The following is a 12,421-nucleotide window of genomic DNA, read 5'->3' on the forward strand; positions in this document are numbered from 1 at the left end:
CAAACCGGATACGGTCTACTACAAATCGGCTGGTCAACGCCCTGTTTTTCGGTCAGAGCGGGAATTTCAGGCCGGCGCGGTCCACTCCCGCGCCGAACGCAGCCGTGCCAGACTCGTCTCGCGGCCGAGCAGCTCCAGTGATTCGTACAGCGGCGGGCTGATATGCGAACCCGTCACTGCCACTCGCACTGGTGCGAACGCCTTGCGCGGTTTGAGCCCCAGATCATCGATCAGCGAAGTTTTGAGCGCATCCTCGATAGCGGGGGTGGTCCAGGCCGTCAGCGGCTCCAGCGCGGCAATGGCGGCATCCAATACCGGCGTCGCTTCGGAACCGAGGTTCTTCGACCCCGCTGCCGGATCAATCGCGAACTGTTCCGCGGGCGCGAACAAGAAACTCAGCAGATCCCACGCGTCGGACAACACCACAATCCTGGTCTGTACCAGTTCGGCGGCCGCGGCGAACAACTTGTCGTCGATGTCGGCGCCGATGTGGCCGTGTTCGGTGAGGAACTCACGCAAGCGGTGCGTGAAATCACCCGGCTCCAGCAATCGGATGTGTTCGGCGTTGAGTGCGTCGGCCTTCTTCTGATCGAAACGGGCCGGATTCGAATTCACCGTCGAGATATCGAAGGCCGCTACCATCTCCGCCATCGAGAAAACATCGCGATCTTCCGCGATGCCCCAGCCGAGTAGCGCCAGGTAATTCAGCAAACCCTCCGGGATGAATCCCCGATCCCGATGGACGAACAGATTCGACTCCGGATCGCGCTTGGACAACTTCTTGTTGCCCTGGCCCATCACGAACGGCAGATGACCGAACTCCGGAGTGAACTCCGCGACGCCGATCCGGCGCATAGCCGCATACAGCGCGATTTGACGTGGAGTGGACGAGAGAATGTCCTCCCCGCGCAACACATGGGTGATCTTCATCAATGCGTCGTCGACCGGGTTAACCAGCGTATAGAGCGGATCGCCATTACCGCGAGTGAGTGCGAAATCGGGCACGGTACCCGCTTTGAAGGTGGTTTCACCGCGCACGAGATCGTGCCAGGTGATGTCTTCGTCGGGCATTCGGAGCCGGATTACCGCCGGGCGTCCGGCGGCACGATGGGCCGCGATCTCGTCGGGGGTGAGATCGCGGTCGTAGTTGTCGTAACCGAGTTTCGGATCGCGGCCCGCCGCGCGGTGGCGCTGCTCGACTTCTTCGGGCGTGGAGAAGGATTCATAGGCTTCACCGGCGGCCAGCAAATTCCGCACGACCTCCATATGCAGCTCGCGTCGCTGCGATTGCCGATAAGGCGCATAGGGCCCGCCGACCTCTGGCCCCTCGTCCCAGGTGAGGCCGAGCCAGCGCAGCGCGTCCAGGATGGCACCGTAGGATTCTTCGGAATCGCGTGCGGCATCGGTGTCTTCGATGCGGAAGACGAACTTCCCGCCGGTGTGGCGGGCGTACGCCCAATTGAACAGCGCCGTCCGGACCAGGCCGACATGCGGCGTTCCGGTCGGTGACGGGCAGAAGCGGACCCGTACTTCAGTCATGGCTCTCTTTCGACTAGCGCTTGGCGGCAACAGGATTGGTGAGGGTTCCGATGCCCTCGACGGTCACGGAGACGTTCTGCCCGGCCTGCAGCGGGCCGACGCCCTCCGGGGTGCCGGTGAGCAGCACATCGCCGGGCAGCAGCGTCATCACCGTGGTAACCCACTCGATGAACTTCGGAATATCGTGCAGCAGAAGCGAAGTGCGACTGCGCTGGCGGACCTCGCCGTCGACTTCGGTGACGATCTCCAGATCCGAAGGGTCCAGCGAGGTTTCGATCCACGGTCCGAGCGGGCAGAAAGTGTCGTAGCCTTTGCCTCGGGTCCACTGGCCGTCGTGCTTCTGCTGATCGCGCGCGGTCACATCGTTGGCGACGGTGTAGCCGAGCACCACATCGAGCGCGCGGGCTGCGGGCACATCCTTGCACGGGCGGCCGATGACGATTGCCAGCTCGCCCTCGTAGTCGACCTGGGATGAGCTGGGCGGCAATACGATCGACGCGTTCGGGCCGATGATCGAGGTGCTCGGCTTCATGAAGATCACCGGATCCGCCGGTGCGACCCCGCCCATTTCGGCCGCGTGCGCGGCGTAGTTCTTACCGATGCAGACCACCTTGCTGGCCAGAATCGGCGCGAGCAGGCGCACATCGGCCAGCGGCCAACTCCGCCCGGTGAATGTCGGAGTACCGAACGGATGTTCCGCGATCTCCTTGGCGACGCTCTCGCTCCCCTCCCCTTCGATGCTGACGAAAGCGACTCCATCGGGACTGGCGATTCGACCTAGACGCATGCACCGCAGTCTATCGACCACCCTCGACCTGCTCGAACGCGCCCGACCGAGCGGTCCGGAACCGTTCTGGGCGGCCGGTTCGACGGCCCGCGATCCGAGCCGTTCGACAGAACCACAGCGGAATCCACTTGCGCACTGGGTGTACGGTGAGACTCGACGTTCACACAATGAGAACTCATTCCCACATTTTGAGATTTCGAGGTGAGACCGGTGGCTACGACCGTGACGCAGATGCGCGACATGCGACGGTGGTCGATGCTCGGCCTCGGCGTATTCGCCCAGGCCTCCAGTGCCGTCTTCATCCACGGGGTGCCATTTCTCCTGCCCGCGCTGACGGCCGATGGCATGCCGCTGGCCACGGCGGGCCTGCTGGTGGCCATGCCGACCGTCGGGTTGGTGTGCACGCTGATCGCCTGGGGATATGTCGTCGACCGGATCGGTGAGCACAAGGTACTGGTCAGCGGGCCGCTGCTGATGTTCGGCGCGGGCATCGCGGCGGCTACCGTCTCCGATTACGTGCTGCTCGGCGCATTGCTGTTCCTGGGCGGGGTCGGCGCGGCGAGTACGAATGGCGCCAGCGGGCGGGTGATCGTCGGATGGTTCCCACCGCAGCGACGCGGATTGGCCATGGGAATTCGACAGACCGCCCAACCCATCGGTGTCGGAATCGGCGCGCTCAGCATTCCGGCTGTCGCGGCCGCGCACGGTGTCTCGGCGGCCATCCTGGTGCCCGCGGTGATGGCCGGGGTTGCCGCCCTTGGCTGTCTGATCGGAATCATCGATCCGCCACGGCCCGCGGGTGCCGCGGCGGACCGGGCCAGTCCTTATCTCGGCGATTCCACGCTGTGGCGCATCCATGCGGTGTCGGTGCTGCTGTGCATTCCCCAAGGGACCGTATGGACTTTCGCATTATTGTGGTTGCACAATGACGTTGGCTGGTCACTACCCGTAGCAGGTGCTCTGGTGACCGGAACCCAATTCCTCGGCGCCCTAGGGCGAATCGGCGCTGGCGCCTGGTCCGACCGCGTCGGCAGCCGACTGGGACCGCTGCGCGCCGTCGCCATCGCCGCCGTTATCTCGATGGGCGCTTTGGCATTTGCCGCATGGACGCAGGTGTGGTGGGCGGCTATTCCGCTACTGATCGCCGCGTCGGTCATCACGGTCTCCGATAACGGTTTGGCTTTCACTGCGGTCGCCGAGATCGCCGGACCGTTCTGGAGCGGACGTGGACTCGGTATCCAGAACACTGGTCAGAACCTCGCAATGGCCGCAATACCACCGGTTTTCGGCGCGTTGATCACGGCGAGCGGCTTCTCTGCCGCCTATCTGTTGGCCGCCGTGCTGGCGATGGCAGCGGTTCCACTGGTTCCTGTTCATCGACGAACGGACTAACGAGCCCTTAGGAATTCGCGCCCGTCACGGTTCGCCGCGGCGGGCGCGATGCATGTGCGCCAGACACTCGAGACAGCCTTCTCGCCCGAACCGGGACTCAAGCGTGAGCAGTGCGACTGGATCGAAGCCGACCCCGAAGGCTGGTCCGCCTGGATGCCTGAGCGGACGTCGCCGGACGACTCAGGAGTAGGCGTCACCGTCGAGAACCGAGAGATGGATTCGAACGTCTTCGTCCAATGGCACTGCCCCTCGGTCGGCCGGAAGCCTCCGGAATCAAGTTGTCCGCCGGTATCCGGATACTCCTCCGCTGCGGACTGCGACTCGGGATGGCTGCCGACACGTTGATGATGGACTATTGCTGGCGTACTCGCGAACCTCGCACGCCGATCGGGTCTGCTTGCCGGCACCGGCAAGATCACCTGCTCCACCCAGGATGTAAACCGAGGCTTGACAGGCTACCCGCATGTCAAGTCAGTCTTTACATATGTCCGATGAAAAGCAGCGCGTCGACCCGCAGGACGAGCGGGCGATGCTCGGAAAGTTGTTGTCCGCCAATGCGGAACTGGTCGTGGGCGTCCTACGTCCAGAGGAGGGCAAGGACAGCGTTCCGGTGCTCGCGGCGCTCACCGCGACCCGAAATCTCAGTCGACTCGTCGACGACATCCTGCACACCCTGGCCCGACAGGCCCGCGAAGAAGGCCACACCTGGGCCGAGATCGGCGACCTCCTCGGCACCTCCCGCCAAGCGGCCTTCCAACGCTTCAGCGGCCCGATGCCCCCGATGGGCCCGTTCCTCACACCCCCGACACCACCCGCTCCCCCGACACCACCCGCTCCCCCGACTCCGCAGGTTCCCCCGACTCCACCCGGATTCCCCGCCCCGCCAACTGGATTCCCCACTCCACCGCGCATACCCATGCCACCCGGCCCACCCCGGATGCCCAACCCACCCGACCTGCCGCACCACTGATCCCGCTACCCCGAATTCCCTTACAACAGAGGAGATAACCGCGCCCCACGCCTCCAATCCCATCCCCCACCCGCCCGACGCGCCGATCCCAACAGCACCGCCCTGCTGGCAGACGCCGCCGAATTCTTCAAAGCCACTCGGTTGGCCAACTCTCTCTCGGCCTGGCCGCACGCAATTAGGTTCGCTGCTTCCGCCGCCGCCCTGGCCCGCCTACGGTTGGCCGACCCGTCACTCAACTGGGTAACACCTCCGATGTTCGCTCCGGTACCGACAAGCCCACCGGCCGCGCCGAATTGGCCGCCACCTCCGCATGGCTGGGCAGCTCCTGGCTCAGCGAGCGCTCCTGTCGCGCAGCATCTTCCCGGCGGGTGGCCCGCACCACCGGTGCCGTCTACGAGTCGATTCGAGACACCGCCGTGGCGGGCGGCGGCGCACTGACCGAACACGAATAGTTCAGATGTCGATCAAGACGGCCGGATCGAAACTCACTCTGAACGGTGGATCGGCGCGGATCGCCGCACTGAATACGGCTCCTGCCGTCACCACTGGACGGGCGCGAAAGGCGCCGTCCGCGAGCAACATTCGGTGGATCCGGACCTCCGGATGATGCTCCACTATCCAGTATTGCGCAATGTCGATGGCCGCGTACTCGCGCACCTTCCTGACCCGATCGGTGCGTTCGCTGCCATCGCCCGGCGCGACGACCTCCACAGCGAGCAGCACCTGCGCACCGGAAACCAGTCTCGGTGTTTCGGCGACAACCGCAGCCCGCGCGACATCTCTCGGAAGCACCACGATATCGGGCTTGCGAATGCCGCTGGGCGTGTTGACTTCCCAACCACCACCGATGAATACATGCACCGCGGCCCCTCCGGCCGCGATATCGATGAGCCGCCCGAGTCGCTGCACCACGAAATCGTGACGCGCACCGCCCGCGACGGCGATCAACCAGCCGTCCTCGAGCTCGAAACCCTTACCGCCGTCCGACAAAGCACGCAGATCCACATCGGTATACGGTCCCCGACGCTCGGTCATCGGACTCCCTCACGTTCTTCCGAATCCGGAAGGCCCGCACTCGAACTCGCTCGAGCGCGGGCCCCGGACAGAACACCTCAGACCGCCGCGGCGATCCGATCTCCGATCTCGACGGTCGATGCCGCACCCGTGCGCGACGCGAGATCCTTGGCGACCGCCGCTTCGATGCGGGCGGCGCCTTCGGTATTTCCGAGATGGTTGAGCAGCAACGACACCGACAGAATCGCGGCGGTCGGATCGGCCTTGGACTGACCCGCGATATCGGGGGCACTGCCGTGGACCGGTTCGAACATGCTCGGATTGGTGCCGGAGGCATCGATATTGCCGCTGGCCGCCAGGCCGATACCACCGCTGACCGCGGCCGCGAGGTCGGTGATGATGTCGCCGAAGAGGTTGTCGGTGACGATCACATCGAAGCGGCCCGGATCGTTGACCATGTGGATGGTGGCGGCATCGATGTGCTGGTAGGCCGTCTGCACTTCCGGAAACTCCGCCGCGACCTCGTTCACCGTGCGCTGCCACAGCGAACCGGCGAAGGTCAGCACATTGTTCTTGTGCACCAAGGTGAGGTGCTTGCGCCGGGCCTGGGCCTTCGCGAAGGCGTAGCGGACGACACGCTCGATGCCGAAGCGGGTATTGGTGCTCACCTCGGTGGCGACCTCGTGCGGCGTCTGTACCCGGATCGCTCCGCCGGTGCCAGTGTAGGGGCCTTCGGTGCCCTCGCGCACGACCACGAAGTCGATATCCGGATTGCCCGCGAGCGGGCTGGTCACGCCCGGGTACAGCTTCGACGGACGCAGGTTCACATGGTGATCCAGCGCGAACCGGGTGCGCAGTAGCAGTCCGCGCTCGAGCACGCCGCTGGGCACCGATGGATCACCGATCGCACCGAGCAGGATCGCATCGTGCTGCTTCAACTCGGGCAGCACCGAATCCGGCAGAATCTCACCGGTCGCGTGATAGCGCCGGGCGCCCAGGTCGTATTGCGTCTTCTCAACCCCCGGCTGCACCACGTCTAGCACCTTGAGCGCCTCCGCGATCACCTCGGGCCCGATCCCATCCCCAGCAATAACAGCAAGCTTCATAACACCAATGCTCCGTTCAGTAATGCCAACCGCCACCGTACTTCGCCCCGCACACCTCAACGCTGCCGACGCCGCAGCGCACGTTTTCGCATGCCGCGCACTGTTTTCCGGCAATCACGTGCGCGGCGTGACAATTCGAGCACGGCACATGTGACGGCGCCGCGCACGGATAGGGGTGTGCGCGGCGCCGAGAGCGGTCAGAAGAGGTCGACTTGGACGATCTTGGCGGCGCCGACGGATTCGGCGATCGCGGCCTGGACGTCGGCGGGGACTTCGCGGGCCACACGGAGAACCACGGTCGCACCCTCCTTGTCGACATCCTGGCTCAACTGAGCGGCGAGGATGTCGATTTCGGCCGCACCGAGCTTGGTGCCGATCTTGCCCAGCGCGCCCGGCTTGTCGTCGTAGTTCAGCACGGCGAGGTTCAGGCCCTCGGCGCGCATGTCGTAGTTACGGCCGTTGATGTTGACGATCTTCTGTACCTGCTGCGGTTCGGTCAGCGTGCCAGCCACATTCAGGGTGCTGCCGTCGCCGAAGACGGCGCGCAGGTCGACGACGCTGCGGTGGCTCGGGCTCTCCGAAACCTTGGTGACCTCGGCGGTGATGCCGCGTTCCTTGGCCAGGGCGGGAGCGTTGACGAAGGTGACCTGGTCCTCGACCAGCGCGGAGAAGATGCCGCGCAGCGCCGAAAGCTCCAGCACCGCGACATCTTGGGCGGCCAGCTCGCCACGCACCTGCACCTCGACGCTGACCGGCAGCTCGTTGGACACCGCACCGAGCAGGTGCCCCTGCTTGCGCACGATCTCGAGCCACGGCGCGACCTCGTCGCCGACGGCGCCACCGGTGACGTTCACCGCGCCCGGCACGAACTCACCGGCCAGGGCAAGCAGTACGGACTTGGCGACGTCGGTGCCAGCGCGGTCCTGCGCCTCGGCGGTGGATGCACCCAGGTGCGGGGTCACCACGACCTGCGGCAGATCGAACAGCGGGCTGTCGGTGCACGGTTCGGTGTCGAATACATCCAGACCGGCGGCGCGCACGTGCCCGGACTTGATGGCGTCGGCGAGCGCCTGCTCATCGACCAGCCCACCGCGTGCGGCATTGACGATGATGACGCCCGGCTTGGTCTTGGCGATCGCTTCCTTGCCGATGATGCCCTTGGTCTCCGGCGTCTTCGGCAGGTGCACCGAGATCAGGTCGGCGCGCTCGAGCAGCTCGTCCAGGCTCAGCAGTTCGATACCGAGCTGGGCGGCGCGGGCCGGGGAGACGTAGGGGTCGTAGGCAATCACCTTGGTTTCGAAGGCGGCCAGACGCGCGGCGAACAGCTGGCCGATGCGACCGAGGCCGACCACACCGACGGTCTTGTCGAAGATCTCGACGCCGTTGAACTTGCTGCGCTGCCAGGTCCGCTCGCGCAGGGTGGAATCGGCGGCCGGGATCTGGCGGGCAGCGGCCAGGAGCAGCGTGACGGCGTGCTCGGCGGCGGTGTGAATGTTGGAAGTGGGCGCGTTGACCACCATGACGCCGCGCTCAGTAGCGGCGGGCACATCGACGTTGTCGAGGCCGACGCCGGCGCGGGCGACGATCTTCAGATTCTTCCCGGCCTCGAGCACCTCGGCGTCGACGGTGGTCGCCGAGCGGACGAGTAGCGCATCCGCCTCGGGCACCGCGGCCAGCAGCGCCGGACGGTCGGGGCCGTCGACCCAGCGGACCTCGACACCGTCACCGAGCGCGTCGACGGTCGACTGGGCGAGCTTGTCGGCGATCAGAACAACAGGACGGCCTGCTTGGCTCACTGTGGGGTACTCCTGGAAGGAAAGGGGTCGGCAATTACCGCGCACCAGCTTAGTTGGCCGGATTCTGCCGCGGCCTACCCCCCGGTAGGCGGGTGCCTCAACATGAAGGAAGGCCACGCACCATTAGCGCGAGGCCTTCCCTCGTCGCACGCCGTCACGGTGGCGGCGGCATCGGTCGAATCAGTCGACCGAGACAGCACTATCAGCCGCCGAAAGAACCCGTCCACAGGGTGTTGAGAATACCGTGCAGAGCAGCGCTACCGGTGGAGAACAGCCCGTTCAGGGCGGCGGAACCGGTGTCGATGATAACGGGGATCATGAAATTCCTCTTCGTCGAAACTAATCCAGTCGAACTGGCTGACACATGGCACATCGGAGCCCGGATAAACACGGTTACGAAATTCTGCCGAATTGTGACGCAGACTACATATCGCTTTGAATTGTGACCTGGACAACCGTCCAACGTGTCTCTGATCAGGCCATATCGGCATTAGCGCAGGTCGGACGCGCGTTTTCCAACTATAGTTAGCGCAGCAAAAGAAGATTTCTAAGAGAACTCTAAGAGAATGCTTTATTCAGCCTGAGATCTATCCGAGATAGGGCCCGCACGACCCCGGCAACATTCGGACCGACAGAGCGAATGGCCGCCATATCGCGAGCCAAAGGTATTAATCGGCGCGATACGCCAGATACGGACGCGCCAAGATCAACGCCAGAGCAAGCATGGCGCTACCGAAATACACCGGCAGCAGATGGATGAACGCGGTGTAGTGGACGAAGAAGTGGATCATCAGCGCGCTGGCCGAGCCCGCGACGGCCGCACCGAGCAGCGTCCACCACACCCACGCCTCGCCCTGTCGCCAGCCCCACAGCCCGAGCCCTATGATCGCCACCGCCGTCGCCATCAGCGCGCCGCCGAATCCGGCGCGGTCGTGGGCGATGAACGGGAGCAGGTGTGGGTTAGCCGCTTCCAGCGTGGCGGCATCGGTATGCATGAACCCCAGATCCGTCGGTACGAAGACGAAGGTGAGTCCGACGGTCGAGATGACAACGCCGCCGATGAATACGCCCACCCACATCCGTGCCGAGGTAGTCGCGGTCGTACCAGAGCAGTATCGGACCCGAAGTGATTGCCGCCGCGCCGATTCCGGCGACGATCAGGCCAATGCCGACCAGCAGGCCCCAACACCAGGCGGGCCAGCGGCGCGGGTCCAGCGGCACGTCGCGCAGCGTCGGTGGCGGTGGTGCGGTCGATTGCGCGGCCTCGATGACGCGGTTGAACCAGCTGGGTCCGGCCGCGATCAGCACCCCGGGGGTCGCGAGCACGATGGCGGCTGGATCGGCCAGGGCCGTCACCGCCGCGGCGGTATCGAGTTCGGTCAGGTAGTGCCGATCAACAGGTTCGCCGACGATGACCTGGTCAACGTGCGACTCCAGCGCCTCGCCCACCTCCGGATCGTCGACCAGCGCGATGACGCGGCAACGGCGATCCAGTGCGGCGGCACGCACGGCCGCGATATCGTCGCGGCCCACCGGCCCGACCTCGACGATGCCAGCGCCCTGCACCGGCAGCACCCGGATGGCGTCCCGCGCGACCTCGACCGGAACCCGTGCACCGAATCGCTCGGCCCATTCGGCGGGCAACTGCGGATGGTCGAAAACGCGCTCGATCGCCCGCCCGCCGCCCGGCAGTGCGATCACACCCGCCAGCAATCGCAGTGCCAGAAGTTGCGCGCGACGCTCCCCGAGCAAGGCATTCGCCATCGGGCGCAACGGGTGATAGGTCCAATCGGGCACAGCGCTCATCGTCACACATCGGGCGCGAATCAGCTGTCGCTTACCTGTCGCCTTGGCGGACAACGGATGTCATCGAGAGGCCGCTGGTCGGCCCGTCACACCTCGGCGACCGCGGCGGCGTAAGCGCGCGCCAACCGGTCGGTGGCAGTCGGGGCGTCCGGATCAAGGCGCGGAATCCCGAGGTGCGACTCGCGCAGTTCGTCCATGAACTCGGCCCACAGCTGCGGTCCACCCTCCTCGAGGAGTTCGGCGCGTACGCGCAGGTGCTTCGTCGTAGGGCGATGCCGGAGCCCCCATGCGCCCAACTGAGCCATGATCGGCACCAGTTGGATCGCGGGCTCGGTGAGCCGGTACTCGGCCTTCTGGCCGGGACGCGTGTCCTCGCGACTGAGCAGTCCGGCCGCGACCAGACGCTTGAGCCGGTCGGACAAAATGTTGGATGCGATCCCCTCCTCCGATCCGGCAAGCAGTTCACGGAAGTGGCGGCGATTGCCGAACATCACGTCACGCAGCACCAGCAGCGTCCACCGATCACCGATCACCTCGATGGTCGCGTTGATCGGGCAGCCCGAACGTCCCTCGTCACGCATGCGGCGCTCCTTCCGTCGATATTTCTGCTTGCATTCTACAACCAGTTGCATCTATGCTGTCCACAAGCGATTGCAAAATGCAAGCAGATCCGAAAGAGGGAATCATGGCCAGGTTGCGCGTACACAACATCGCGATCTCACTCGACGGCTACGTCGCCGGACCGAATCAGGGACCCGAGAACCCACTCGGCGAGGGTGGATTGCGGCTGCACGACTGGGTGTGGGCCACACGCTACGCACACCAGTGGGACGGCACCGATACCGGCGAGACGGGCATCGACAACGATTTCATGATCGCGGGCGATGCTGACATCGGCGCAACCATCATGGGGCGCAACATGTTCGGCCCGATCCGCGGTCCGTGGACCGATCACGAATGGAAGGGTTGGTGGGGCGACAACCCGCCCTACCACCACGACACCTTCGTGATGACCCATCACACGCGGCCGTCACTGCCGATGGAAGGTGGCACGACGTTCCATTTCGTGAACGAACCGCCGGAAGAGGTTCTGCGTCAAGCATTCAAGGCCGCGGACGGTCAGGATGTACGGCTCGCGGGCGGCTCGTCGGCGATCCGGCAATTCCTGCGCGCCGGTCTAGTGGACGAGATGCATCTCGCGGTCGTCCCGATTCTGCTCGGTGCGGGCGAGCGGCTCTACGAGGATCTCGGCACGCTGTCGGGCTATGAGATCAGTTCGGCGCACTCCCCCGCGGTCACCCATGTCACCTTCACCAAGAGCGCCTGAATTATCCCCTGAAACGACGAGAGGCCCGCACCCCCTGCCGGGTGCGAGCCTCCTAAGTCACGCTGAATCAGATAGCGCGGACGTCCTGGGCCTGCGGACCCTTCTGGCCCTGGCCGATCTCGAACTCCACGCGCTGGCCCTCTTCGAGGGACCGGAAACCCGAGCCGGAAACGGCCGAGTAATGCACGAAGACGTCAGGGCCGCCTCCGTCTTGAGCGATAAAGCCGAAGCCCTTCTCGCTGTTGAACCACTTCACACTGCCTTGAGCCATGTTCTTTACTTCTTACTTCCTGTTGATGAGCCGAGCAAATCACTTCGATGAGCCCGATCTCGCGATCAACAATGCCATCATCCGACGAATTCGGCCACATCCAGCAGCGGTAGTTGTGAGCAAATCGACGTTGGCGCAGCGATGTGGCCGCGAACGCAACATCGGTTGCGAAGGGCTGGCTACCCTGATCAACAGCGGACACGGAACATAGATCGGCCGGTCAGCGCACACTTTCGGCTACCCATGGGGCTCCGCTGAAATCCCAGCAACCACGCTCGTGACAGGCCGCGGACCGGACCTAAGAATTCGCAAAGAAAATGCATCAGTTCGGGCCCGAATGTGCACTAAGCGGTCGGTTTTCAGTTATGCGGCCGTGACCAAGTGTGCCACGCGGTCGTCATACGAGGAAATTT

Annotated in this window: 12 protein-coding genes; 3 read left to right on the forward strand and 9 right to left on the reverse strand. The window is 64.7% G+C overall.

What is annotated here, in order from left to right; genetic code table 11:
- Window positions 1-66: 66 nt before the first annotated feature.
- Complete coding sequence (gene gltX / locus ACQP2U_RS31790; RefSeq protein ID WP_433710811.1) at window positions 67-1,539, reverse strand: glutamate--tRNA ligase; 1,473 nt, start codon at window positions 1,537-1,539, stop codon at window positions 67-69.
- A 13-nt stretch (window positions 1,540-1,552) separates the two neighbouring features.
- Entirely contained in the window at window positions 1,553-2,326 is a 774-nt protein-coding gene (locus ACQP2U_RS31795) for a fumarylacetoacetate hydrolase family protein (protein ID WP_040693506.1), read from the reverse strand.
- A 231-nt stretch (window positions 2,327-2,557) separates the two neighbouring features.
- On the opposite strand from ACQP2U_RS31795, the gene ACQP2U_RS31800 reads away from it, so the two are divergent.
- Window positions 2,558-3,718, forward strand: a complete 1,161-nt coding sequence (locus ACQP2U_RS31800; protein WP_433716644.1) for an MFS transporter — start codon at window positions 2,558-2,560, stop codon at window positions 3,716-3,718.
- 484 nt (window positions 3,719-4,202) lie between these two features.
- Window positions 4,203-4,688, forward strand: coding sequence for a hypothetical protein (locus ACQP2U_RS31805; protein WP_433710812.1), 486 nt, complete (start codon window positions 4,203-4,205; stop codon window positions 4,686-4,688).
- Window positions 4,689-5,141: 453 nt separating this feature from the next.
- Here the strand turns inward: ACQP2U_RS31805 and ACQP2U_RS31810 are convergent, their stop codons facing one another.
- The 6 genes from ACQP2U_RS31810 to ACQP2U_RS31835 all read right to left on the reverse strand — a co-directional run bounded on the left by ACQP2U_RS31810 (window position 5,142) and on the right by ACQP2U_RS31835 (window position 10,991).
- Window positions 5,142-5,723, reverse strand: a complete 582-nt coding sequence (locus ACQP2U_RS31810) for a Uma2 family endonuclease (RefSeq protein WP_433710813.1) — start codon at window positions 5,721-5,723, stop codon at window positions 5,142-5,144.
- 77 nt (window positions 5,724-5,800) lie between these two features.
- Window positions 5,801-6,808, reverse strand: a complete 1,008-nt coding sequence (locus ACQP2U_RS31815) for a 3-isopropylmalate dehydrogenase (protein WP_433710814.1) — start codon at window positions 6,806-6,808, stop codon at window positions 5,801-5,803.
- Window positions 6,809-7,005: 197 nt separating this feature from the next.
- Window positions 7,006-8,604, reverse strand: coding sequence for a phosphoglycerate dehydrogenase (gene serA, locus ACQP2U_RS31820; protein WP_433710815.1), 1,599 nt, complete (start codon window positions 8,602-8,604; stop codon window positions 7,006-7,008).
- Window positions 8,605-9,272: 668 nt separating this feature from the next.
- Window positions 9,273-9,599, reverse strand: coding sequence for a hypothetical protein (locus tag ACQP2U_RS31825; RefSeq protein WP_433710816.1), 327 nt, complete (start codon window positions 9,597-9,599; stop codon window positions 9,273-9,275).
- Window positions 9,565-10,410, reverse strand: a complete 846-nt coding sequence (locus ACQP2U_RS31830; RefSeq protein ID WP_433710817.1) for a hypothetical protein — start codon at window positions 10,408-10,410, stop codon at window positions 9,565-9,567. Before ACQP2U_RS31830 ends, ACQP2U_RS31825 begins: the two co-directional genes overlap by 35 nt.
- 86 nt (window positions 10,411-10,496) lie before the next feature.
- Window positions 10,497-10,991 (reverse strand): winged helix-turn-helix transcriptional regulator, encoded by a 495-nt coding sequence (locus tag ACQP2U_RS31835; protein ID WP_433710818.1) that lies wholly within the window; start codon window positions 10,989-10,991, stop codon window positions 10,497-10,499.
- A 104-nt stretch (window positions 10,992-11,095) separates the two neighbouring features.
- Here ACQP2U_RS31835 and ACQP2U_RS31840 point away from each other — a divergent pair, with 104 nt between their 5' ends.
- The gene (locus ACQP2U_RS31840; RefSeq protein WP_433710819.1) at window positions 11,096-11,737 is read left to right on the forward strand and encodes a dihydrofolate reductase family protein; all 642 of its coding nucleotides are present in this window, start codon (window positions 11,096-11,098) and stop codon (window positions 11,735-11,737) included.
- A 67-nt stretch (window positions 11,738-11,804) separates the two neighbouring features.
- Here the strand turns inward: ACQP2U_RS31840 and ACQP2U_RS31845 are convergent, their stop codons facing one another.
- Window positions 11,805-12,008, reverse strand: coding sequence for a cold-shock protein (locus ACQP2U_RS31845; RefSeq protein WP_040693519.1), 204 nt, complete (start codon window positions 12,006-12,008; stop codon window positions 11,805-11,807).
- Between the last annotated feature and the right edge of the window lie 413 nt (window positions 12,009-12,421).

It is taken from the genome of Nocardia sp. CA-084685 (assembly GCF_050955785.1).
GTDB lineage: Bacteria > Actinomycetota > Actinomycetes > Mycobacteriales > Mycobacteriaceae > Nocardia.